Genomic DNA, 26527 nt, shown 5'->3' with positions numbered 1-26527 from the left:
ATCGGCCAGTAATTGCAAATGAAATGCTGCGAATCAAAAAAATCTATCGGTAGCTGATAAACAACAGGTTATCCACTGTTAATGTTTCTTGAGTCAATAATAGAAATCAATCAGTCCAGAGCAAGCAAATATCAGCTTAGTGAATATAGTTTACTGGATGAGCTAGTTGGCTTCGTTTAATCGGCTTCACCCAGCAATTTTCTGAATGCTTTCGTAACTGCTTTTGTATTTGAACTGCTTCTGCTTTGCTAGTAAAAAATCCACTTGTCACTGACAGCCAACCGTCATTACGCTGCTGGATAAATAATTCGCTTTCACCAGAATCAATAATGCTATCTGCTTCAGCTGCTAGCTCTTCGAAAAAACGCACGACTCGCCAGTTCATTTTAAAAGAAGCGAGTTGAACGGTATAGCCAGATACATCATCAACTGACCGATCGTCTGAGTGTTGATCTGTTAAATAAAGTTCTGAAATATCTTCCAACACTTGATCCATCTGCTGGGGATTGGTCCAATTAACTACCGGAGCATATTGATTTTGTTGTACCGCTTGATCAGCAAATTCCTGTGGATCTATCACTTTTTCTTGTGTTTCAGCCACAACTGAAAAAGCGGACACTGATAAACAAAAAGCCATCAACAACCGAAATAATGATGTGATCGATAAATAATTATTTTTCAGATAAAGCACGACTCATTCCTCGTATAATCGGTTTTAGTAAGTAATCCAAAACGGTTCGCTTACCCGTTAAAATATCTACATCTGCCTCCATTCCAGGCACAATTTGATGCACTCGAGTTGGCCCTTGAACCGTTGCAGATAAAGTTCTGACATAGACTCGATAAAAAGTTCTGCCTGTTTTTTCATCCGACTGACTGTCTGGGCTGATTCTTTCTAGTTGACCTTTAATACCACCAGAAATCATTGAATCAAACGCCGATAAACGTACGTTTGCCGATAAACCTTTATCGAGATTGGCAATATCCGCCGGTGAAACCCGAGCTTCAACCAATAGCGTTTGATCCAGAGGCACCAATTCAATAATGGTATCGCCCGCCCGAACGACACCACCGATAGTTGTCGCCAGCAGAGTTTTAATAATGCCACGAACGGGGGCAACTACTTCGGTTCGAACCACGGCATCTTCGCCTGCATCTACATCTCCTTTTAACGATGCAAGCCTTACCATGCGGTCATTTAGCTGACCTCGAGCATCTGAACGAAAGGTGGTAATCAGCTCTTGTTTACGCGCATCTAGCTCAGCTAACATTTGCTGACTTACCGCTGCTTGTTGTGCCGCTTCCAGCATTTTTTCCTGCATGCCGGTGTGTTCGCGCTCCAAAGATAACAATTCAGCGGGTGCAGCAACCTTATCTCGAATTAATTGTCGCTTTATTCGAATTTCTTTTTGCAAAATTGATAACGATTTCTTTAAAAAAGGCAATCGTTTTTCATAACCATTTATTTCTGTAAGACGCTGGTTTTTTTGTTGATCAACAATATTTAACTGCGCTTGTAACATGGCAGCTCGTTCTGACCTTAATTGCTCTTCCGCGCGAATTATCGATGGCGGCGTATTGGCTTTAATTGCTTGGCTATAATCTGGCGCTGTACCTAACAATTCTGCTTGCAAACGAGCAATTGATGCGACTAATCCATCACTAGTCGCCCTAGCTTCAACAAATCTTTGCTCCGCTTTTTTCGGACTCAATTTCAACAAAATCTGGCCTGGCTGAACAATGTCGCCTTCCGCGATTAAAATATCGGTGACGACGCCGCCTTCCAAATGCTGAATTTGTTGTAATTTGCTCGTTGGGATTACCTTACCACTGCCTTTAACCCGAATATCAATTTCAAAAATAGCTGCCCATAAAACAAAGCAACTGACCATTGCCAGCATCGTGATTACTAATACACGAGCAATTAATGAGGGTGATGCCAAAGCGAGTTCTTCAATTCGTTGCTGGCTGTTAGAAACTTTTGCCATCATGGTGCAACGCCCGATTGAATTTTCGCCTGCGATTGGGCAACAATTTTGTCATCAACAATCGGTTGCTCTTGAATGCCGCCTTTAAGCCGTGCCAATACTTCTGATTTTTCACCATCAAGTAGAATCCGACCATGCTCCATTACCACTAAACGATCGACCAGTTCTAACAAAGCAGGGGTATGGGTTACCAATACAACAGTCAGGTTTTTCTGTTGAATTAAATCTCGCAAGCGGTGTAATAATTGCCGTTCTGTGGTTGGATCCATCGCACTGGTTGGTTCATCTAGCAACAAAATGTTTGGCTGATGTAGCAGCGCCTGGGCAATCGCCACTGCTTGTTTTTGACCATTAGATAAACCGGCACCTCTCTCACCCAGCACTCGCTGATAACCATCAGGATGCTGACTGACAAACTGCTCGACACCTGCCATGCGCGAGGCATGTAGGATTGCTTGATCTGATGCTTCTGGCTGGCCAATACAAATATTTTCTTTCAGACTGCCGCTGAACAGCATCGGATCTTGACCGACATAACCAACATGGGCGCGTAATTCTGCAGGGAGAATTTGTCGGCTATCTACGCCGCCTATTTGTACTGAACCATTTTGTGGCGAATAAATACCAGCCAATAATTTTAACAGTGTACTTTTACCTGAGCCAATTTTTCCGATAATTGCTACCCGTTCTCCTTCTTTTATGTCTAAAGATGAAGGCTGTAACGCTGGCACCGGCTGTTCTGCTGGATAATGAAAATCTGCTGCTTTAATTTGAAAGCTTTTTCCAAGATCTTTTCTGGATAAAAACGAGGCATCTTGCGATCTTAATTGTGGCCGATCCATAAATTCTGAAATTTGATCAAACGCCACCCGAGCATGATAACTTCGTGATAATAAACCTGCAGTTTGGGTAAATGGCTGCATGGCTCGGCCACCTAACATATTGACTGCAATGAGTGCACCCATCGTCATATCACCGGAGCTAATTAAATAAACGCCACCAATAATTAACGACACACTGGAAATTTGCTGCAATAGCGCTGCACTGTGGCTGGCAAGCTGACCATACATGCGGACTTTCATGCCAGAAATTGCTGATGCATGCACCTGATCTTGCCACCGGCCACGCATTACTCGCTCGGCACCAACTGCTCGAACCATTTCCAGGTTGGTAATGGTTTCTACCAGCGTACCCTGGCGGTCTTGTCCATTGACTGCTGCTTGCTTTGATGCCCGCGAGAGCGGACCTTGTAACAACAAACCCACCAACAATGCTAATGGCCCAGCAACCAGCGGAACTAGCCCCAAAGGACCACCAATCACAAACATTAAAGTGATGAATAACACCACAAACGGCAAATCAATCAGCACTATCAACGTGGCCGATGAAAAAAATTCTTGTACCGAAGAAAAACCGCGTAAAACATCCGCTATGCTGCCAGCAGCGCCCATACGATGTTCCATTTTAAGCCCTAACAAATGCTCATATATTTGCCGCGAAACTTTAACATCTACTCGACGCGCAGCGGTATCTACTAAATAGCTGCGTATCTCTTTCATAACAAAATCAAAAATGAGAATAATGAAAACGCCGATCGCTAATGTCCAAAGCGTATTAATTGCACCATTGGGCGCCACTCGGTCGTAAACCGCTAAATTAAATAACGGCAGCACGAGTGCAAAAATATTAATGACCAGCGCAGCCATCCATACATAGCCATAGCTCGGTAATTCTTTCCACAATACTTGGCGTAGCCATTTTTTTCCAACCGCTTCTTTTTCATTTTTAGCTAAAGATTTAACGCCAATTTGTAGCACTTGGCCTTGCCAGAATTTCTCAATGCTTTCCCAGGCAATAGAAGCCAACTTTCCATCTTTAACTAAAAATGCCTGAGTTAGTTGCTCGGTTGCCTGTTGCTGACCGCTAGCTAATAGCACTGACACTTTTTTACCGCCAGAGAGGGTTAACAAACAAACGGCAACACCAGAATATTGTTTAGCTTGATCAAATGTCAGTGGTTGTTGATCGCAGGTTAAACCACCCTTTTCTAATGAATCGTTAACTCCAGCAACATCGATCCCTTTTTCTAAGGTGGCATCACTGCACAGTGAAGATAAAATAGCTTGTGGCGATAAGGGGCGCCCAAGAAGTCGAGTTGCTTCAGAAACAATCTCTACAAACTGTAAGGCAGCTGTATTGGCTGATTCGCTTGCTGAAGCTGGCGGTATACTGTTCTGCTCTTTAATACTGCTTGCCATCTAGTGGAATCCAAATACTGCAACAGGCGGCATATTCAAAATATGCCGCCTGTTATTTTTATTGTGGCGAATTTTCCTGCGCTCGGTTATTCAGCAGAAGCGTGACTTTCTAGCTCTGTCAGTAGCGTTGAACCACTGCTCAAGAACACTTGAAGAGAATCATTGACTACTGGTTGTAGCTGATCGCCACTCATAGTTTCAGCCTGATTCGCCATAGCTTGCAGATTACCAGTAGACTGGGTCATCAAAACAGACAGATTCGACTCAACTGCATTTGTAGCAGATAAAAGCTGATCTAAGCTTTCAGATTGTGGCTGAAGCATGTCGACTAGCAGTGGGGTATTTGCATCCAAAGCATTCGATGCACTATCAATTACTAAATTATCAATTACCAAACTGTCCAACTGATCCAATAGCAAGAAAGCAGATACACTATCAACAACATTGACATTTTCAGCGGTTGATGGTTCTACAACGTCAGTTTCGTTGGTTGGCAATTGATTAGCTTGCGCGTCTCTCGATTGCTCTTGATTAGTCTGGCCATCATCCGCTTGAACATTATTTAACAGCTCTGGAAATTCAGATTCTGCAATTGAAGTTGTCGCATCTACTGGCTGGTCATCAATCACCACATTATTTAATGAGACAACAATATCACCCTGGCCATTCGCAGTTATTGGAATTAAATAAACAATACCACTATCGCTAATTTCAGATAATTCTGGCTCACCGGCAACACCATTTTCTACTCTAATATTATCAAGTGAAAAGTCATCTGGCATTTGATGGAAAGTAACGGCTAACTGATTATTACTATCTATTTCTTTTAACTCAAAAACAACTTCATTAACAAGCCCATCAGCGTCAGTTTCGAAAGCCTCATCGGGCCATTGCTTCTTTTGATAATCTACTGTAAATGTTGCTGAATTTCGCTCTAAAACCTCTGGCGGTTGATAACCCTCAGGAAGAGAATCAATGGTAGTTGAAATCGTCTGCTCTAGGTTGGTATTACCTGAAGTATCTTCAACTGCACCTTCCTTCAGGGTTACTGTGATATCACCTGTAGCCAGTGGATCGAAATGAATAATATAAACATTTTGGTTGTATGGGCTTTGCTGAAAGCTAGTAACTACCGCATTAGTGATTTGCAAGTCATCTAGCGTAAAATCCTTTACAGCTTCATTAAATACCACTGTTAATAAATCAACATAATCACTTGTTTCTGTTTGATTGAAATAAAAATCAGTGATTTCTGGATTACTACTATCGGCTATCACTTCTAACGTTTGATTTAACGCTTCATTCTCATTAGCAATCAAACCATCTGTGATATCAATAGTAACTGTACCGACCTGGGCTGGGGTAATCACTAATTGATAATAGTCATCCGATACCCTAACCAAATCAGTGACTGAGCCATTCGCTGTGCCATTAATGCTAAATTGGCTCGAAGTCAGATCAATCGCTTTATCGAAATACAAATCAACAGTAAACGGCATGATACCATTAGCCAAATCGGGATATTCAACTATCACTGAAGGCTGGGTGGGTTCAGACACAACAAAAGTTTCACTTGTGGCCTGATTGTTATTATTTTGCTCACCATGAATACGATTGCCATCTAAAGTAATTGTTATATTTTCAGTGGATATTGGTGTGATAGTCGCGGTCCAAACAATACCGTCATCAGACTGCAAGTTGCTTAACTCAGCATTAGAAATTCGCAAATCTCCAGCATCAAAATCAGTCACTTTCTGATCAAAAGTGAATGTAACGATCTTTGGCTGAAATCCTGAGAAACCATTATCAGAAATATCAATTGACTCAAGTTGCAGGGGGGCACCTACAATCGTTCTAGTAATTGGTTGGGCTAAGGTTTCGTTTCCATTACCAGCACTATCTACAACAGCATTGTCTTTAAAATTAATTTGCAGTGCACCAGAGCCATACTGATCTGGATAAAATTCAATGGAAAAGCCATATTGGCCATTCTGACTAACCTCTCCTATCCGGCCTTGGTTAATAATTATGCCATCTTTTGTTAGACCACTTACCTGCTCATTAAAGCCAACATAAATAATATGAGGTTCGTTATTTTCAGTCGGAACGCTAATTGAAAAATCGTCAAAGAATGGTTTTATTATTTCATTTCTTACTGAAATAACAAACGATTCCTCTTGATTACTTTGCTGCCCATTTCCGCTAACTGAACCTGCAGGTAATGAAAACTCAATTTCTCCAATATTTTGAGCGCTTATTGTAACTGAAAACTTTCCAGGGCCAATTTGCTGTAAATTACTCAAACTTACACCAGAAGCATTAGACAACTGAATATCATCAATCGTTAAACCGTCCACTGGTTGATCAAAAGTAATAATAACCGTACCTTCCTGCCCCACCTGAACTGGGTCAGCAGCAATAGATACTTCAATCGGTTCTTCAGGTACAACAGAAAAATCAATTTGTTTAGATACCGAAGTATTACCCGCTACATCAATTTGACGAACTTCGACATTATTTTGCCCTTCCACTGTAGTGAAGCTACTACTCCATTCACCGCCATTTAAACGATACTCAACAGTGGCACCAGTTTCTGCGGTCACTTCTAGGTCACCATTGACAAGCACGACTTCCGGTGCATCTGGCGCTGAAGTATCTAGCATGAAGGTGATTTCTTGTGCAATTGAAGCGTTATCAGCTGCATCGACCTGACGGACAAAAATAGTATGCTGGCCATCGTCTAAGTTCTGCGGTTGGCTTGCCGTCCAATCTGTTCCATTTAAACTGAATTGGATTTCAGCACCGGCTTCTTCGCCGGAAACATTTAGCTGACTATTGTTAGTAATTAAATCGCTATTGGAACGGCCACTATCATCAGCTAGCTGAATATTTAAAGGTGTTTCTGGTGCAATGGTATCTCGAACGAAACTGACTCCGACTGAATTAGAAACATTTCCCGCAGTATCAATATAACGAACCTGAAGATTATTTTGCCCTTCAACTTCGATATAATTGCTTTGCCAGCTAGCACCATTATCTGTGCTATATAAAACCGTTGCATTTTCCTGTGTACTTACAACCAGTTCACCGTTAATTACTGACCAGCTTGGCGCGGCAGGAGCAGTTGTGTCCACTGTAATGTCAATTGACTGCGGCTCTGAAATATTGCCTGCGATATCGACCTGACGGACAAAAATAGTATGTTGGCCATCGGCTAAATCTGGCTGTGTAGTTGTCCAATCTGTTCCATTTAAACTGAATTGGATTTCAGCACCAGCTTCTTCGCCGGAAACATTTAGCTGACTATTGTTAGTAATTAAATCGCTATTGAAACGGCCGCTATCATCAGCTAGCTGAATATTTAAAGGTGTTTCTGGTGCAATGGTATCTCGAACGAAACTGACTCCGACTGAATTAGAAACATTTCCCGCAGTATCAATATAACGAACCTGAAGATTATTTTGCCCTTCAACTTCGATATAATTGCTTTGCCAGCTAGCACCATTATCTGTGCTATATAAAACCGTTGCATTTTCCTGTGTACTTACAACCAGCTCACCGTTAATTACTGACCAGCTTGGCGCGGCAGGAGCAGTTGTGTCCACTGTAATGTCAATTGACTGCGGCTCTGAAATATTGCCTGCGACATCGACCTGGCGAACATAAATAGTCTGACTGCCGTCGGCTAAGTTTTGCGGTTGTTCAACTGACCAATTAAGACCATCAGCGCTATATTCAACCGTCGCGCCTGCTTCTACACCGGTAACGGTTAATTCAGTCTGGCTGGTGATTAAATCACTGCTTGAGCTACCGGTATCTTCAGTTAGCTGAATATTTAAGTCATTGGCTGCGGTTGTATCTTTAGTGAAACTAATTTGTTGCGGATCAGATGGATTGCCTGCTTGGTCCATCTGTCGAACAAAAATAGTATGCTCGCCGCTAGCCAATTCTGGCTGTGTAGTTGTCCAATCTGTTCCATTTAAACTGAATTGGATTATTGCATCAGTTTCGGCACCGGTGATATTTAACAAGCCATTTTGACTAATTAAATCACCATTTATTCCGGTATCTTCAGCTAACTGAATATTTAAATTATCGGCCGGTGGTGTGGTGTCTCTTACAAATGATTGTGTCGTGACTTCAGAGATATTACCGGCAGCATCGGTTTGGCGAATCTCAACATTATTCTGCCCTTCCACTGCGGTGAAGCTATCAATCCACTCGCCACCATTTAAACGATATTCAACGGTGGCACCGATTTCAGCCGTCACTTGCAAATCATTACTGACAAGCACAACTTCCGGTGCAGTGGGTGCAGCGGTATCTTTAGTAAAAGTAATTGACTGAGGATCTGATGGATTACCCGACACATCGACCTGACGGACAAAAATAGTATGTTGGCCATCGGCTAAATCTAGCTGTGTAGTTGTCCAATCTGTTCCATTTAAACTGAATTGGATTTCAGCACTGGCTTCTGCACCCGTAACAGTTAATTCAGTCTGGCTGGTGATTAAATCACTGCTTGAGCTACCGGTATCTTCAGTTAGCTGAATATTTAAATCATTGGCTGCGGTTGTATCTTTAATAAAACTAATTGACTGGGGTTGTGAGGCATTGCCCGCTTGGTCGACCTGACGCACATAAACAGTATGACTGCCATCAGCTAAGTTTTGCGGCTGATCAGTGCTCCAATCTATACCATCGATACTATATTCAATTGTTGCACCTGCTTCAGCACCGATTACATTTAATTGGCTATTGTTAGTAATTAAATCTGCCGTACCCATGCCACTGCCTTCAACCAATTGAATATTTAAATTACTGGTTGGCAGCGTCGTATCTTTTACAAATGATTGTGTCGTGACTTCAGAGATATTACCGGCAGCATCGGTTTGGCGAATTTCAACATTATTCTGCCCTTCCACTGCGGTGAAGCTATCAATCCACTCTCCACCATTTAAACGATATTCAACGGTGGCACCGGATTCTGCAGTCACTCGCAAGTCATTGCTGACTAGCACGACTTCCGGTGCAGTGGGTACGGCAGTATCTTTAGTAAAAGTAATTGACTGAGGATCTGATGGATTACCCGACACATCGACCTGACGGACAAAAATAGTATGTTGGCCATCGGCTAAATCTGGCTGTGTAGTAGTCCAATCCGTACCATTTAAACTGAATTGGATTTCAGCACCGGCTTCTGCACCCGTAACAGTTAATTCTGTTTGGCTGGTGATTAAATCACTGCTTGAGCTACCGGTATCTTCAGTTAGCTCAACATTCAGATTATTGGCCGGTGGTGTGGTGTCTCTTACAAATGATTGTGTCGTGACTTCAGAGATATTACCGGCAGCATCGGTTTGGCGAATTTCAACATTATTTTGCCCTTCCACTGCGGTGAAGCTATCAATCCACTCTCCACCATTTAAACGATATTCAACGGTGGCACCGGTTTCAGCCGTCACTTGCAAGTCATTACTGACAAGCACGACTTCCGGTGCAGTGGGTGCAGCGGTATCTTTAGTAAAACTAATCGACTGCGGCTCTGAAATATTGCCTGCGACATCGACCTGGCGAACATAAATAGTCTGACTGCCGTCGGCTAAGTTTTGCGGTTGTTCAACTGACCAATTAAGACCATCAGCGCTATATTCAACCGTCGCGCCTGCTTCTACACCGGTAACGGTTAATTCAGTCTGGCTGGTGATTAAATCACTGCTTGAGCTACCGGTATCTTCAGTTAGCTGAATATTTAAATTATTGGCTGCGGTTGTATCTTTAATAAAACTAATTGACTGGGGTTGTGAGGCATTGCCCGCTTGGTCGACCTGACGCACATAAACAGTATGACTGCCATCAGCTAAGTTTTGCGGCTGATCAGTGCTCCAATCTATACCATCGATACTATATTCAATCGTTGCACCTGTTTCAGCACCGATTACATTTAATTGGCTATTGTTAGTAATTAAATCTGCCGTACCCATGCCACTGCCTTCAACCAATTGAATATTTAAATTACTGGTTGGCAGCGTCGTATCTTTTACAAATGATTGTGTCGTGACTTCAGAGATATTACCGGCAGCATCGGTTTGGCGAATTTCAACATTATTCTGCCCTTCCACTGCGGTGAAGCTATCAATCCACTCTCCACCATTTAAACGATATTCAACGGTGGCACCGGTTTCAGCTGTCACTCGCAAGTCATTGCTGACTAGCACGACTTCCGGTGCAGTGGGTGCGGCAGTATCTTTAGTAAAAGTAATTGACTGAGGATCTGATGGATTACCCGACACATCGACCTGACGGACAAAAATAGTATGTTGGCCATCGGCTAAATCTGGCTGTGTAGTTGTCCAATCTGTTCCATTTAAACTGAATTGGATTTCAGCACCAGCTTCTTCGCCGGAAACATTTAGCTGACTATTGTTAGTAATTAAATCGCTATTGGAACGGCCGCTATCATCAGCTAGCTGAATACTTAAATTGATATTGGGTGCCGTAGTATCTCGAACAAAACTGACTACGATTGGATTTGAAGCGTTGCCTGCAACATCAATCGTACGAATTTGCAGAGTATTATCACCTTCAACTTCGCTGTAACTGGCTTGCCAATTTACTCCATTATCAGTGCTGTATTCAACAATCGACCCTGCAGCATTATTTACTATTAACTCACCGCCCGTTGCATCCCAGCTTGGCGCGGCAGGAGCAGTTGTGTCCACTGTAATGTCAATTGACTGCGGCTCTGAAATATTGCCTGCGATATCGATCTGGCGAACATAAATAGTCTGACTGCCGTCGGCTAAGTTTTGCGGTTGTTCAACTGACCAATTAAGACCATCAGCGCTATATTCAACCGTCGCGCCTGCTTCTACACCGGTAACGGTTAATTCAGTCTGGCTTGTGATTAAATCACTGCTTGAGCTACCGGTATCTTCAGTTAGCTGAATATTTAAATTATTGGCTGCGGTTGTATCTTTAATAAAACTAATTGACTGGGGTTGTGAGGCATTGCCCGCTTGGTCGACCTGACGCACATAAACAGTATGACTGCCATCAGCTAAGTTTTGCGGCTGATCAGTGCTCCAATCTATACCATCGATACTATATTCAATTGTTGCACCTGCTTCAGCACCGATTACATTTAATTGGCTATTGTTAGTAATTAAATCTGCCGTACCCATGCCACTGCCTTCAACCAATTGAATATTTAAATTACTGGTTGGCAGCGTCGTATCTTTTACAAATGATTGTGTCGTGACTTCAGAGATATTACCGGCAGCATCGGTTTGGCGAATTTCAACATTATTCTGCCCTTCCACTGCGGTGAAGCTATCAATCCACTCTCCACCATTTAAACGATATTCAATGGTGGCACCGGTTTCTGCAGTCACTCGCAAGTCATTGCTGACTAGCACAACTTCCGGTGCAGTGGGTGCAGCGGTATCTTTAGTAAAAGTAATCGACTGAAGATCTGATGGATTACCCGACACATCGACCTGACGGACAAAAATAGTATGTTGGCCATCGGCTAAATCTGGCTGTGTAGTTGTCCAATCCGTACCATTTAAACTGAATTGGATTTCAGCACCGGCTTCTGCACCCGTAACAGTTAATTGACCATTGTTAGTAATTAAATCGCTATTGAAACGGCCGCTATCATTGATTAATTCAATGTTTAAATTATTTTCAGCACGACTATCAAGCGTAAAAGTGACTGTTTGTGCAACAGAAGCATTACCAGCCAGGTCTACCTGACGCACATAAATAGTATGCTCGCCGTCATCTAAGTTTTGCGGCTGCTCTGTTGACCAAGTAGCTCCATCAATACTGAATTGAATTTCTGCATCAATTTCTGCACCAGAAATATTTAACTGGCCATTATTACTAATTCGATCTGAACTAGAGTTGCCAGAATCATTTTCTAGCTGGATATTTAAATTAGATTCAGGTGCAATAGTGTCTCGAACAAAAGTAATTGATTGAATCGCTGAAATATTTCCCGCGCCATCGATCTGTCGGACTTCAACCCTATTCTCACCTTCAACCGGGCTAAAACTGTTAACCCATTCTCCACCTGGTAAGCGATATTCAATAGTGGCTGCGTCTTCTGCTACTACATTTAAATTACCATTCGTGGCTGATAACTGTGGTGCTGCTGCATTAGTATCTTTAGTAATCTGAATAGATTGTGCAGTAGATGCATTGCCTGCGGGGTCAATTTGCCGAACATAAATAGTATGCTGACCATCGGCCAGCGCCCCATTAACATCAGGTTGCTGACTACTCCAGTCACCGACATTGCCAGTTAAACTAAATTGAATTTCAGCATTGCTTTCCTGGTTAGCTACCTGCAACAAAGCCGATTGAGTTAACTGGTCTGCTAAAGAAACACCACTGTCAGTGATTAATTCAATTTGTAAATTCGCAGGAGCAGCTGTTTGATCAAGATTAAAGGTAATCGAATTAATCGGTGAGATATTACCGCTAATATCAGTCTGCCTAACATAAACTTGATTTTCTCCAGCTTGAGGCTGATATTGCTCACTCCAGCTTTGGCCATCAAGGCTATATTCCACCAGAGCGCCTGGCTCTAATCCAGCTAATTGTAATTGGCCATCATTAGTCAATAAGTCGTTTGCACTGCTACCGCTATCATTGGCTAATACAACTCGTGGTGCTAAAGCTTCAGCATCAATTTGTACTGCTTGCTGGGCATATACAGATTGGCCATTAATATTGGCAACAACCTGAATTTGAGTTTGATGCTCAAGCGCCGTATCAAACTGAATTTGCCATTGACCTGTAGCATCTACGGTTGCCTCGGCATATGCTGTGTTAGCACCTACCAAGAAAACCGATATAATTGCGCCAGCCTCAGCCTGCCCTGATATTACTTGTCCGTTGCTGGACAAAATAACTAATGGATCTGGAATGCTGGTTACTGGATAAATATCAGGAACTGGTGTTGGCAACGACGCATCTGAAATTGTGGCAGTCGATGATGTTCTTCTAGAGTCTGTCGATTGGCTCGCAATTAAATCTGCCGGGTTATTAATTTCAGGCATTACTGCAGAAACCGAAAACCGGCTAGCACCGATTACCGATTGAAACTTCTCACTTGATTCAGAATTTGATTGTGCATCAATATCCGCTTCAGCTGTTTCAACTATTGGTTTTTCATCTGACGGATCATGCTCAGTCGTTTCATCAAGACTGGTGGTCTCATCTGCTTCTGTGTCTAGCACACTGACAGCAGTCTCGAGATTGTCCTCTGACCCTGCCGCCCTGACAATTAACTGTTGAGCGTCGCCTTTACCACTAATAATTAGCTGTTCACTACCTAGCATAATCTGGAAATCATTAGTTGCTAGTAGCGGCACAGCAGAACGGAAAATAATAACTTCGCCAGAATCCAGCGTTAAAATCAAGTCATCACCCTGAACTTTAATGTTCAGATTTTCCTGATTCTCAGGTAAATGAATTTGATCTCCCAGCTGGACAATCACTTCACTACCGATAGTAATTTTTTGCCCGTTTCGGCTAAACTCAACAGTCATTTTTTTACCTTTTTAATTCTTGATTTTCATATCAAGAAAACCTCAAGTTTTAGTTTTATAAACAGTTATCATTCTTAAAGCTAACTAACTATTATGTTGAGGCAAGTCCAACGCTTCATTTAGCAAGCCCGTCGCGTGCAACAATCGATATGCTAACAACTGACTTTCAAAGTACGCTTTTAAATAACCATCTTGTGCTGACTGGTATTGCTTTAGCACTTTAACCGCAGCAGAAACTCCGCTATTACTTCCAGTCGACATTTCCAAACGCTTTCGAGAAGCTTTTAATAACTGCTGAATGCGCTTTAAATCTTCTCCATAAAGATCCAAGCTGGCCAATGCCGATTTTCTGCTATAGCTGATGACCTGAATTTGCCGAGTAATTTCTTTTTGTCGATACTGCAACTCAGCTTTAGCTGATCGATATTGGGCTTGTGCTTTGTTGACTTGTGAGGAAGTAGATTGGCCAGTCAATTGCCAGTTCATACGCAACAAAACAGAACTATCTTGTCGATCTCCAGCTAATTCTTCAGCACCATCATCCCATCGGTGAGATGCTTCTACCGCTAAAGTTGGTTTGCTGGCACTGGCAGCAACATCTACTTGATTGTTCAATGCTTGAGCATTAAATGCTAATTGCTGAAGCATTGGATTATTTTCTAATGCGAGTGTTTTCCATTTTTCAGCATCCTGCTGCTGAAAAATTTGATTGTTGGGGCGAATTGGTTCTTCAAGTGAGTTCGGAGGAATACTCGCCTCTACAAAAAACGCCGCTTCTGCTTCAATTAACGCTTGCTGTAAAGACTGAGCTCGAAAATCAATTTCGCTTCTGGCCAATCGCGCTTCACTCAGCTCATATTCTGGAGCGAGACCCTTTTTAACTCGTTTTTCAACATGCGCCACCAAATCATCATAAGCTTTCGCTACATCAGAGCTGAATGCCAGCTGTTCGCGATTCAGATAAACGTCGTAATAGGCCTGAATTACTCGCATTGCAACATCTTGCTGCACCGCAGCTAACGAAGACCGGGCAGCCAGATAGCGCTTTTCTGAAGCAGATAAATCTCCGGCATAACGACCGCCGTCATAAAAATCCCAACGGCCGTTAACCCCGATTCCAGCACGACCTTTAACGTTATCAGTGCTATTCGCTTCTGTAGTTTCATCTTTACGTTGTGACCAGCCGGCATCAGCAGATAAATTAATTTGCGGCAACCTGCGAGATTTTGTCAGGTTTATTTCTTGCTGATTAACTTCGACTAGTTGTTGTTGTTGATAAATATATGGATTTTCTTGTAATGCTGTTTTAATTGTTTGATTTAGATCTAATGCATGAGCTGTAGATGACAACCCAAAAATACAACCGAAAAAAAAATGCTTGCCTAAACCCAAAATCTACTCCCCAAATAACAATCAGCTTTGCATATGGCCCCAAATAGCAAGGTCCAAAAATATTACCCATAGTAAAGGGCGCGACAGATTATAAATGTGCGATAGCTAGCATTATTTACAAAGAAAAAAACGATGAGTGTTCATTTTTAAGCAACGGAATAATAATTAGGAATAGAAGCTATCGCATCAAAGATTTTTAATTTAGTTTCACTAAATATAAAGCGAAAAGCACTTAAGTATAAGGAAAAGTAATGGGTGGGCGACTTCGCTTAAATTTAGCAAAAAAAAACACCCGCCGAAGCGAGTGCTTTTCTCAAACAAGAAATATGACTTAGGCTGATTTTTTCTCAGCTTTAGCCACTTTCACCTTTGCTTTTTTTTGACAGTTATCTGCAATTTTATTCTTGTTGTTACGCGCTAATTCACAGTGATCGAACTCGTCAACACGAACCACTTCACGGCGAATCTTCTCGTAATCAAGCAAAATATCTGCTTCCAACTGGCTAAACACTTCTACTTCAACTGCCTGTTGAATTTGATCTTCTACCGACAGTGCAGGGTTAACCTTGCCTTTCTTTTGAGCCTTACGCAGCTTAATTTCAAGCGGCTCAGCTTTTTGCAGCTTCTGGAAAGCGATTTCTACTTGGCCAGCACCATCAGTTTCACTTGGGCTGATGTGCGCACCGCTGGAAATGCGATCACGCAGCGCACAAGGTTGCAACATCGGTTTAACCATCTTGTGTGCCAATGCGTCAGACGCTGGGCGATAGCTACGGCCATATGGGAAGATCGCTCGCTTCAATACTAATGAAACAGCAGGATTACCGAAGTTATCGAAGAAATCATCGAAAGCGACCTGAGTCTTGTACAACAAATCATCCAGGCTATAACGAGCAGTATCTAGCTCATCTTTTTGACGACCATTATCTTCGTAATACTTCAGAACGGTTGAGCCGATATACAAATAAGACAGTACATCTGCCAAACGTGCAGATAACCGCTCTTTACGCTTTAGCTCACCACCCAACATGCCCATTGCTACGTCAGCAGTTAATGCCAATGCAGAAGACATCCGAGTAAATTGGCGATAGTAATGGGCCATTGGACCAGAAACAGGGCTCTTGATGAACAAGCGACCGCCGGTTAAACCAAAGGTCAAAGCACGAAAGAAATTATTGGCACCAAAACCTACATGCGCCCATAACAGCTTATCGAAACGACTTAATGCTTTCTCAGGATCGGTTTCGCGCGCCGCTTCCATTTCAGGGAATACATAAGGATGACAACGAATAGCGCCCTGACCAAAAATCATCAAGTTACGGGTTAAAATATTCGCGCCTTCAACGGTAATTGAAACCGGAACACCTTCATAAGCTCGGCCTAAATAGTTCTTTGGTCCTAACTGAATACCCTTACCGCCATGAACGTCCATTGCCGCATTGGCAACTTCACGACCCATTTCAGTCATATGGTATTTAGCAATGGCCGAAGGCACTGAAGGACGAACACCTAAATCAACTGCATTGGCGGTCATTCGACGACAAGCATCTAATTTGTAAGCGTTGGTGGCAATCATCGCTAACTGCTCTTCAACACCTTCAAAATAACCAATCGAAGTACCAAATTGCTTACGCACTCGTGAATAAGCACCGGTAGTGCGATATGCCAGTTTACCGTTAGCTGTTGCCAAAGCAGGCAGTGAAATTGAACGGCCAATCGACAAGCACTCAACTAGCATCCGCCAACCTTGACCTGCCATTTCTGGCCCACCAATGATCCAATCTAACGGGATAAAAACATCTTTACCGTAGGTAGTACCATTCATGAACGCTTGGTTGAGCGGGAAGTGACGTTTGCCACATTCGATACCAGGATGGTTGGTTGGGATCAGCGCACAAGTAATGCCGAGATCTTTTTTATCGCCTAATAATCCATCAGGATCATAAAGCTTGAATGCCAAACCTAAAACCGTCGCCACTGGGGCCAAAGTAATATAATGCTTATCCCAGTTCAGGCGCATACCCAGAACTTCTTTACCTTCAAACTGGCCTTTAGTAATGACGCCAGCATCAGGAATAGAGCCTGCATCAGAACCGGCTTCAGGGCTGGTTAATGCAAAGCAAGGGATTTCGTCGCCGCAAGCTAAGCCAGGCAACCAGCGCTGCTTTTGCTCATCAGTACCGTAGTGGTGTAATAATTCACCCGGGCCTAGCGAGTTAGGTACCATGGTATTAACCGCAGCACTTAATGAACGGGTTGCAATGCGCATGACTACTTCAGAGTGCGCAATTGCTGAGAAACCTAAACCGCCATATTTCTTGGAAATCACCATGCCGAAGAAACGTTCTTTCTTGAGGTAATCCCACACTTCTGGTGACAAATCGGCATCTTCATGGACAGTGGTCCAGTCATCAATCATTTCGCAAACTGTCGCGACCTGATTATCGACAAAAGCCTGTTCTTCTTCATTCAGCTTGGCCGCAGGCATTTTTAATAGCTTGTTCCAATCTGGCGAACCGGCGAACATTTCGCCTTCCCACCAAACATCACCCGCTTCCAATGCTTCACGCTCGGTCTCGCTCATCGGCGGCAATACTTTACGAAACGCTTCCAGAATTGGTTGAGTGACCAGATTCTGTCGGATTGATTCCATATTGAAAACAACCGCTATTGCAGCAAATGCAGCCCAGCAAAGGAATCCACCTAACGTGAAGAATTCGACAAACCAGACCAAAGCTACAGCTGCAGCAACAGTCCAAGCAATCAACGGCGCCCGTAAAAATCCGAGCGTCCAAAATGCCAACACAGCAATGATGACATCGAGGTAGTTACCCATCAGCGTCTCCTAGTTCTTTCTGATTATTATTTACGCTATTCCAGATCAGACAAAAGACCGAACAACATGATCGTACAACAACCTGTTAGAACGGTCTTTGTCTATTTAATTCCAACCAACACAATTAGTTGCGACAATTAACTTGCAGCACGTAATCCGTTAGCTAGATAGGGTACCAGTCGTCGAATCACAGATTCGATTCCGGCTGATTCGTTATAGTCACTTTCAGCAATTTGCTTTAATGCCTCATCACTTGCCAAAGTGAAAGCCACTGTGCCCAGCGTAAAGTGAGTGCGCCAGAATAATTCTACCGGTGATAATTGCGGCAAGCTCTGGCTAAGCAAACTGTAATAACCCAACAGCAAAGTGCCGTATCGCTCTTGCATAAAACGACGCAAATGGCCTTGGGTTTCAGAATAGGCACGGCCCAATAGCCGCATTAAAATCGTTGCTGAGCCGGGTGTTTGCTGGTCCATTTCAAGAATCGGCCGAAAAATAGTTTCCAGCACATATTCCAAACTAACCTCACGGCCAATTTTGGAAAGCTCAGTTAAATCAGCCTCCCAAGTAGGCATCAGCGCATCAATCCGACGGCCAATCACCGCCTGAATCAACGATTTTTTATCGCCAAAGTGATAATTGACTGAAGCAAGGTTCACTTCAGCTTTATTGGTGATTCCGCGTAACGAGGTTTCCGAAAAACCCTTCTCAGCAAACAGACTTTCGGCTGCATCGAGAATCCGGTCTTTAGTAGTGGCCTTGCCGCCACCATCTCGTTCGGAGTTTATAAGTGTTTCAAACATGCGTTTGAAAATACGTGTCGCGCCTTGGCCTGTCAATATATCTAAAGAGATTTTTTATAGAAAAAGACAAGCACTTTTTCATTAAGCAAACCAGCTCGGCGCCATGCCTTTGAGCCACTGAAAATATTGAAAAGATAAAACCAACAGGTGATTTGCCATTGTTGACATCAAACGACCATGATGCCGATGACTCAAATAAGTCATCAGCATCGGAATTAAAAATCTAACTGCAGCTCGCCAGATGCTTGCACTTTTTCCTCTAGCAAAAACATATATTCAGCATCAAATTCCATCTGCGTTTGAGAAGCTACATTATTTGAATATCGATAATTCGAGTTATCTGCACCTGAAACCCAAACACCAAAAGCGCCTTCATTAGCTATTAAAGTGATAAATCCATTGTCTGACGACGGACTGTTTTCAGCAACAAATGCTTCGGTGAAGCTAGCCGAACCTGAAGAGCCTGTTGATGAATCCCAGGCAACCAATAACGATTTTGCATGATCGATGTTGTCGATTCCTTTCTTAACCAATTGTGCAAAAGGATTTTCTGATGCTTCCCCGACGACTAACACAGGTCCTTTTTCTTCATTTAGGCAGGCAATTTGTATTTGTTTGTTTAGATAGGGAACAACAGCAATAGAAGCCGACTCTGTAGAAAGATGACTAGCAAACGCATCTATTTGACCAAGATTTGCCGATGTCGCATCAGAAATTTTATAGGCGAAATATTCTCCATCAACTGTCCTAGTTGCCGTTTCACCGTCAGCAAAAATTGAAGTATGGTTAACTTTCATAGTACGGGTAATTGCTTCAGTTTCATCCCCTTGCTGATCTATATAAATAAAGCTGTACTGAGTAGAACTGTCGGTATCTACATCTGCAAAACTCAAATCACCTGCATCACCTAATGGCCGCCACCCATTAAACGCACCATCACACAATCTTATTTGTTGCTCACCATCAATTGATCTAACTGAAAAAACCATTCGCCGCTCGAAGTCACCTTCTTCAAATTCATCGTTATCTTCTAACGTTTGATGATCATCACCCAGCATCACCCAAAGCCCATCGCGTGAAGTCGTATCAACATCTCGATTAGGCGCTAGATAGCTATCGGCTTGCCAACGATCACCTGTCAAAGGCATCAAGCTAATATTGTTTTCATCATCACCGTCTTCAGCACTTCTCGCTGCACTACTACCACCGCCACCACAGCTAAGCATTAATGCTGAACTCGCCAGCAAAATCGCGCCTTGCACCATTTTCTTTTTAGAGTTTTTCAAAATCGTCATCCTTAACGCTGATACAACATCCATCAGTCAACATGGTGATATTTGCTAAGTAAAATCCCTTGCTCAAACTACAGCAAAAAACGCACTCAACTGCTGATAGCAAATTTGATACTACTTAAGCTACTACAGAGTGCCTGACAAAATAGTCCAACAGATGACAGAAAAATGAAACTGTCGAACATATCGGTTAAGGATATGCCCAAACTATTTATAAAAAGTTACAACAGGAAATCGCTTACACTGATTAGGTCACAAACACTATGCCTTAAGCGCAACGAGCTGAATCTACGGCAGCAAACGTACCAATGAGGAAGGGCTTAAAGTGAAGTGATGCTGAGACGTTTGAGAACAAACTATACCCAAGCCGCTTCAAGGTGTGCATTCAAGACCTCTGAGTAAATCATGATCAAGGCGCATCTTTTTATTCCCAAGGATGGAATTTATGCCGCAGTAAGCATGGATGCTGGTGCCGATATTCATAGTTATTCCCTTAAAAAGAGAAGCTACGACACGCAGTTTTTTTCAGAGATCCTCAGAGGGCTGGTTTAGAAACGTTTTATGCTTCCGCCTTGAGTTAAATAGAGAATATTTTGAAAAGGGAATAACCATTAGCTGTAATACGGCATTATCCGTCGGCGTAATAATGGCATCCGCGTTAGGTAAAAATCGGTGGCTATTTCTTGGATTGCGGCCACGGCCTCTGACAAACTTTTTCTGACCTCAGTATTGGTTTGGCCCAAACTCTTTGCTGCGGAGTGGGCGCGACTGACGAATGATCCTGTTTAGTGGACTTATCCGGGGTCTTCGGGCTGTCTGTTTCGCAAGATGCTGAGGAAATTTGGGGCATCATTAGTAGTCTGGTTATAAGTTTCTTCAAAAATACCTTCAGCATTTACGGTTCCAATTTGGTATGTTTCACAATCATAACCATTTACTGTAATACCGCTAAAGGTTTGGTTATAGATATAAAAGTGAAAGCATAAACGCCCAACTAATGCTCATTTTCGAGTATTAGTTGGGCTAAAAACGATTAATTGATTCTTGATTTACAAAAAGTGCCTGTTACCACATCTGCTGTTGCAGGATCAGGAAGGATTTTCGCTAAAATCGTATATTGAGTTTTACTATCAACATTTAAACGTTGCATATCAACATTACAATTATCATTCACATGGACAGTACAAGCAGGCGACTGTTTAGCGATCAGCGCTGGATCGTAAACTACTGCATTGTAATGATAATCATAGTTGTACTCTATATAGGTACCTGGGTTAAATGCAGATACTGTATAAAGCCCATTACTGTCTACTTCAAAATACTCACCAGACCCTGCGCCTAATTCTCTTAAGAAATTCGAACAATGCAATTTCCCATCTGGATTGCCATTACCATCGGAATAATTAGCCCAAATAACGGATGCAACTCTGAAATCATTAAATGGGTGTTTGTTTAATCCATCTCTGCTTTCTGGAGTATTATAGATAAGTTCTTCTGTAAAGTAATGCGCCCAATTTTCATATTCATCACGATAAACATTCTTATAAAAATTAGCACTCAGATACCAATTGTTTATTATTACATTATTAGGTTCAATTACTTTGACGCACATATTGTAATTTATTACTGAACCTTCAAGCATGTAAACTGGCGGCATTAACCCATTATTGTAACTATAAGGAGAAGATATCGCACTTCTTCTCACCCTTGGAGATGAAATAATTGTTGTTGTTAATTCATCTGTTGGCACTAGATAAATATCAGCACCCGGGCTGTAGTCATTGGAATTAATATTTCTAGAAACCTGAAGCCTGTCCGATGAACCAAACACAGTACCCAAGTTTATCAAATCACTATAATTTGCGCTGTCACTATTGCCTCTTGCACTACCTTGGTGATTACCCCCGGTACAAACCTCTGACGCAAGGGCATTTGTCGTAAATAACATACCCAAAATAAATGCAAAATTCTTGCCTATTTTTTTTCGCGAAACGCTCTGACAACAATTTAATTTACTTGTACTTAAATCGGCCTTCATTTTTCACCAACCTTAGCTTTCAGCTATCGAGACTCAATTCTGCTATCTACTCAATAATTATGTTCTTGAGCATATGATGAGTATTACTAAGGGTAGAGGGGTTTGATCATGCCAATCGAGACTTTAGATGTACGGAGGCGTCATTCATCTATTAACAATTTTTATAATATGTAAAAAACAGACTAGCAAGCTATTTTGCATGCCTTTTATTTTTAAATCTATCAATATCTCTTTCAACGAAAACACAACATCAAGTAGTTACAATACATCTACGTTGAGCAATGAATTCACTAGGCTCGACTAAATCACATTCAATGCAACTCAGGCGAGTCCAGCGCAAAAGTTTAGCTACCTGTTATTCGGCATCTACTAAAAATCAACGATACAAATTAGCCGGCAAACGAAACTTTCGAAATACGCTGCTGGTAAACGGATTTAAATCGGCTTCAGCGTGCAATCGATAGCTAGCGCTGCCATTGGCTAACTGGAATCGATAATCGACGCTAGTCGCACTACTACCGATTAAATTCGCTTGGTCAAGTAAGCGGAAAAATGCCCACGGCCCTTGATGCGATAAGCTTTTTGGTGAATAGCCTACTTGCCCAGAGACTAGTGTTAATTTACTGGTAGCAGTATTACGCAAGGTATTAGGCCAAATCAGTTCAACATCACGTCGCGGACCATGATTATATTCAACTAGCTGACCATCGATATTAATAATGCTGCGGCGTTTGTTAGCACTCAACTGCAGCGGCTCCAGCGTAAATGGCACATCTAGTACTCCTTTTCGATTAAAAAATGCTGCTCGAATTTTTTCAGCAGCTCGAATTCTATTCATCACATGATGACTAATTAGTGACTGCTTTTTATTCTTACCCTGTTGCAGCAAACCACTATCTACGAACAATTTCAGATTATTGTTGTAGAAACGATCCAAAATACCATTAGGTGCAAAGAAGGCGGTAAAATCTGCTAAGGCAACATCTTTATTAGCCATTGGGTTAAACGGATAGCGAGAAGCTAGCTTCTGCTTAAAAGGTTGATAAACTTCTCGGTACCAGCGTACTTCCAATTGGTTAATCGCTTTCTTCTGAATCACTTGCCAGCTTTGTTCAGCTAACTTGGCAAAATGTCGATTCAATGGTGTAGGCAGCTGCAACGCCACTCGCTCTAAAGCATAAATCGGGTCAGCATCGGTTAGTTGAATCCGTGCTTTTGCCGCTGTTAAGGCAGCATTGCCCACATCCGATGCACCGGCAATATTATTAAGATATTGTTGTAAATTGACGACAAATACCATCAACTGATCCAGCTGAGAAGCTTGTTCTATGGACGATTTCAACAACTGATTTAACTGAGAAAATGGCTGATTAATTGCGCTTTCCAATTGAACAGTGTTTGGCAAACTACTGCTTAATGATGGGAGTTTTTCGGCCAGCAAACTATCAGAATTAGCTAATCGCATTTTTTTATTAGCCAGCTTACTTTTGCTGCTTTTGTCAGCAGATGCAACTGGGATAAGACTAGCTTGAGATACAGGCGCTACTGGAGCGGTATTTTGCTGCAATGCCGCGAGCAACCGATGATATGGGCGCGTATCACCAGCAATGCTTTTTAATATCAGTACACCATGCCCAATATCTTTAAATGATTTCAATTCAAGCTGATCTAGCGCCTGCAACCATTGCTTCTGATAATCAGCAATATATAAGCGGTTAACTTGGCGTTGCAAAGCCAGCTGATCTTGCTGACTAAACTCTATTTGGTCAACCAATCCTAGCGCCCAATTATCTTTCAAAGCCAACTTAACCAATTGATTAGAATGACCAACAAAAAACTTCTGCATACCACGACGAGTCCATAACCATGGAATCACCGGGGCATTAGCTATTACTACATCATTAGGAACATCGATTGAATGAATAGCATCAGCTGATTCCGATTGAAAAATTAACTGAAAATCCGGGCCAACCAAACCAGCCAGTGAAATATCAGAAGACAGCTGCCCAACCGCCCGTGCTCGCAACCGATGATAAACACGTTGTTCAATCGGTATTGCCGCTATTTGTTGTTGGATATAATTAATTTTATTTTTTTGATCTGTATTTTCAATGACCAAGTAGCCATTATCAGCCGTTGCCAACTCAGTCTGACCAGCGATTGCAACATGTTTCACTGCATATTGTAAATGACCTAACAACTGATGCTGTAAAGCTCCATTTAATGGAAAATCAGCTTGCCAAGCTTTAGAAAAGTAACTTATTAACGATTGATGATCTCGAGTAGGCAGCTCACTTAACATCCGGTACAGAGCAAGTAATTTGATTTGCAACTGTTGTAATTTAGCCTTGCCAACCGGTTGTCGGCCATCCGCTAAAGATCGGTCTGACTCTGTTTGCAGCAGCTGTTGCAACAAACGCTGAGCCAATATGGGAAAAAATTGTGATACCAATAACTTCTGATAATAAGCCTGTAATTGAGGTTGTATTTTATCGCCTTGAAACAAACCTAAATCTGAGAAAACACCTGAATCAGACGATGGTGAATTACCGTCAGATGTCATGGTTTTTTGATGCAGCATTAAAGCCTGCCGAATCAAATTAAGCCGGGGTAACAATTGTTGCTCCTGAGTTATCAAGCCATAAGATGGATGTAATTCTTTTGAATTTTTATCCGCCAAAACATCTTGCTGTTGGTAGAAACCGGCAATCGACTGCTGCAGTACCATGCCAGCATCGAGGTTCTTTTGATAATAATGTTGCCAGCCGCCTACTAAACAAGCCGATAACACAGCAGCAGAAGCAATGCTCCAGCCAAACTGGCGTATTCGCTGGCTTTTATACTGCTGACTAGGACTGGTAATGCCAGCTTCAGGATAGATCACTGATTGAAACAGCTGCTGCGAGAAATAGCATTTTGAGTTTTTGGCATGCTGCGCTATCGCTACACCATTGGCGACGGAGAACTTATTTGCAGCAGCTTGTAAAAATAAATTATCAGGAACACCTTGCTGATAAACCGATGTAAAATACATCCCTCTTACTTGAAGCTCCGGCGTTGCAGAGGTTAACGCTTGGCCTGTCATTGCAGGAAACTCTAGCAACATATCGGTTAAATACTGACTGAGTGGTTTATGTAGGCCTGAAATTTGCCGAACAAAGCTAAATATTGCTTTTCGCCCTTCCGGCTGGCTGGTGCGCATTAATGCACTAGGCAGTAAATCATGCAGCCGTTTAACTAGTAGTTGATATTGATAATCAAAGTGTTCTAACCACAAATCTGCAGAATCTCGCTCGCTGATATCAAAGCTAAAGCCAAGTACTTGGGCCCTTTGGCTATCGGACAGCCCTCGGAAAAAACCATCAAACCCTTGTAATAAATCAATCTTGCTCAGCACCAGATAAACTTTAATCGATGCATTTAATTGCTGCTGTAGTTCAATTAATCTGGCACGCATAATATGCGCTAAAACGGTGGCTTGCTGTGCATTTGCTGTGGCGATTTTCTGCATGTCTAATGTAACAACAACACCACTCAAGCTCTGCTGCTGTCGTTTTTCTGCTAACCAGCCAATTAATTGCTGGTAAAGGTTTTTTTCGATAGTGCCTTTCCCCGCATTACCTGGATCATGCTGATAGCTCACACCAGATTCTGATGTGGCGAACTGAAGATTATCTATTTGCCCCTGACTTACCAATTGCCCATCAATATCAATTAGTAATGCCTGGTCGGTTAGCCACCAATCTAATTTAAACGCTGAATTCTGATTTAAATTTCCCGTTGAAAAACTTTGATTATCTAATGCTAAACGGCGACTTTTACTCGCGACAATTAGCTGTTTCCCAGCACTTGCTAGAATTTTTTGACCTGATCGATGAATCAAACTGGTTTTGCCGCTACTTGGCATACCTAGCATTAAATACCATGGCTTTTGGTAATCATGTTTATTAGAAAAAGTTGAATGTAACTGTTGTTGCATCAGTCGCAATTGACTCAACTGCTCTTTTAAATGTGCTTCCAGTGGATCTTTCGACGAATGATTCGCTGCTTGTTGTTCAGTAGTGGTGCTTTGATTTGACGCTGATTTAGATTGATTTTTTAATGCATTACGCCACTGAACCAATCCAAAAATTGCAATAAATAACAAGCTAAACAAGCTCGATGCAATCGTCCTACCCCAAACACTTTGTAGTGGATATTGTTGATCAATTTGCAACTGTGGGCCTAACCACCAGATCAACAGATTAATGACAATAAAAAACAGCAAAAAAAACAAAGGACCAATCGAAGAAAAAGAACTGAAACCTGGCCAGAAATATTGATAGCCTCGCTTTAGATAACCGATAGCAGCGTACATAAA

Annotated in this window: 11 protein-coding genes; 1 reads left to right on the top strand and 10 read right to left on the bottom strand. The window is 42.2% G+C overall.

The window, feature by feature from the left end; all coding sequences use genetic code 11:
* Positions 1-136: 136 nt before the first annotated feature.
* The 8 genes from DC094_RS11055 to DC094_RS11020 all read right to left on the bottom strand — a co-directional run bounded on the left by DC094_RS11055 (position 137) and on the right by DC094_RS11020 (position 20123).
* On the bottom strand, positions 137-691 hold the full coding sequence (locus DC094_RS11055; protein WP_116687179.1) for an SPOR domain-containing protein: 555 nt from the start codon (positions 689-691) through the stop codon (positions 137-139).
* Complete coding sequence (locus tag DC094_RS11050) at positions 672-1991, bottom strand: HlyD family type I secretion periplasmic adaptor subunit (protein ID WP_116687178.1); 1320 nt, start codon at positions 1989-1991, stop codon at positions 672-674. The genes DC094_RS11055 and DC094_RS11050 overlap by 20 nt, the downstream gene beginning before the upstream one ends.
* The gene (locus DC094_RS11045; RefSeq protein WP_116687177.1) at positions 1988-4246 is read right to left on the bottom strand and encodes a type I secretion system permease/ATPase; all 2259 of its coding nucleotides are present in this window, start codon (positions 4244-4246) and stop codon (positions 1988-1990) included. The genes DC094_RS11050 and DC094_RS11045 overlap by 4 nt, the downstream gene beginning before the upstream one ends.
* Positions 4247-4332: 86 nt before the next feature.
* Complete coding sequence (locus DC094_RS11040) at positions 4333-13806, bottom strand: Ig-like domain-containing protein (protein ID WP_116687176.1); 9474 nt, start codon at positions 13804-13806, stop codon at positions 4333-4335.
* A gap of 84 nt (positions 13807-13890) precedes the next feature.
* A complete protein-coding gene (locus tag DC094_RS11035) occupies positions 13891-15156 on the bottom strand; it encodes a TolC family protein (protein ID WP_145959851.1) in 1266 nt (421 codons plus the stop codon).
* Between the two features lie 373 nt (positions 15157-15529).
* Positions 15530-18034, bottom strand: coding sequence for an acyl-CoA dehydrogenase (locus tag DC094_RS11030; RefSeq protein WP_116687174.1), 2505 nt, complete (start codon positions 18032-18034; stop codon positions 15530-15532).
* A 137-nt stretch (positions 18035-18171) separates the two neighbouring features.
* A complete protein-coding gene (locus tag DC094_RS11025) occupies positions 18172-18837 on the bottom strand; it encodes a TetR/AcrR family transcriptional regulator (RefSeq protein WP_116687173.1) in 666 nt (221 codons plus the stop codon).
* A 215-nt stretch (positions 18838-19052) separates the two neighbouring features.
* Complete coding sequence (locus DC094_RS11020) at positions 19053-20123, bottom strand: hypothetical protein (RefSeq protein ID WP_133245524.1); 1071 nt, start codon at positions 20121-20123, stop codon at positions 19053-19055.
* Positions 20124-20534: 411 nt separating this feature from the next.
* Between DC094_RS11020 and DC094_RS22125 the strand changes: the two genes are divergently transcribed.
* Positions 20535-20681, top strand: coding sequence for a hypothetical protein (locus tag DC094_RS22125; RefSeq protein WP_158527294.1), 147 nt, complete (start codon positions 20535-20537; stop codon positions 20679-20681).
* A 481-nt stretch (positions 20682-21162) separates the two neighbouring features.
* Here the strand turns inward: DC094_RS22125 and DC094_RS11010 are convergent, their stop codons facing one another.
* On the bottom strand, positions 21163-22167 hold the full coding sequence (locus DC094_RS11010) for a hypothetical protein (RefSeq protein ID WP_116687170.1): 1005 nt from the start codon (positions 22165-22167) through the stop codon (positions 21163-21165).
* 376 nt (positions 22168-22543) lie between these two features.
* Complete coding sequence (tssM, locus tag DC094_RS11005; RefSeq protein ID WP_116687169.1) at positions 22544-26524, bottom strand: type VI secretion system membrane subunit TssM; 3981 nt, start codon at positions 26522-26524, stop codon at positions 22544-22546.
* Positions 26525-26527: the final 3 nt, after the last annotated feature.

The organism is Pelagibaculum spongiae, from assembly GCF_003097315.1.
GTDB classification, from domain to species: Bacteria; Pseudomonadota; Gammaproteobacteria; order Enterobacterales; family Pelagibaculaceae; genus Pelagibaculum; species Pelagibaculum spongiae.
The sequence above is the reverse complement of the archived record's forward strand: the minus strand, read 5'-3'. Positions and strand labels throughout refer to the sequence as shown.

Coding starts and splice junctions, on each gene's coding strand:
- DC094_RS11030 (WP_116687174.1), bottom strand. CDS start 18,034: ATGGGTAACTACCTCGATGTCATCATTGCTGTGTTGGCATTTTGGACG.
- DC094_RS11010 (WP_116687170.1), bottom strand. CDS start 22,167: ATGAAGGCCGATTTAAGTACAAGTAAATTAAATTGTTGTCAGAGCGTT.
- DC094_RS11040 (WP_116687176.1), bottom strand. CDS start 13,806: ATGACTGTTGAGTTTAGCCGAAACGGGCAAAAAATTACTATCGGTAGT.
- tssM (WP_116687169.1), bottom strand. CDS start 26,524: ATGTACGCTGCTATCGGTTATCTAAAGCGAGGCTATCAATATTTCTGG.
- DC094_RS11050 (WP_116687178.1), bottom strand. CDS start 1,991: ATGATGGCAAAAGTTTCTAACAGCCAGCAACGAATTGAAGAACTCGCT.
- DC094_RS22125 (WP_158527294.1), top strand. CDS start 20,535: ATGATCAAGGCGCATCTTTTTATTCCCAAGGATGGAATTTATGCCGCA.
- DC094_RS11025 (WP_116687173.1), bottom strand. CDS start 18,837: ATGTTTGAAACACTTATAAACTCCGAACGAGATGGTGGCGGCAAGGCC.
- DC094_RS11045 (WP_116687177.1), bottom strand. CDS start 4,246: ATGGCAAGCAGTATTAAAGAGCAGAACAGTATACCGCCAGCTTCAGCA.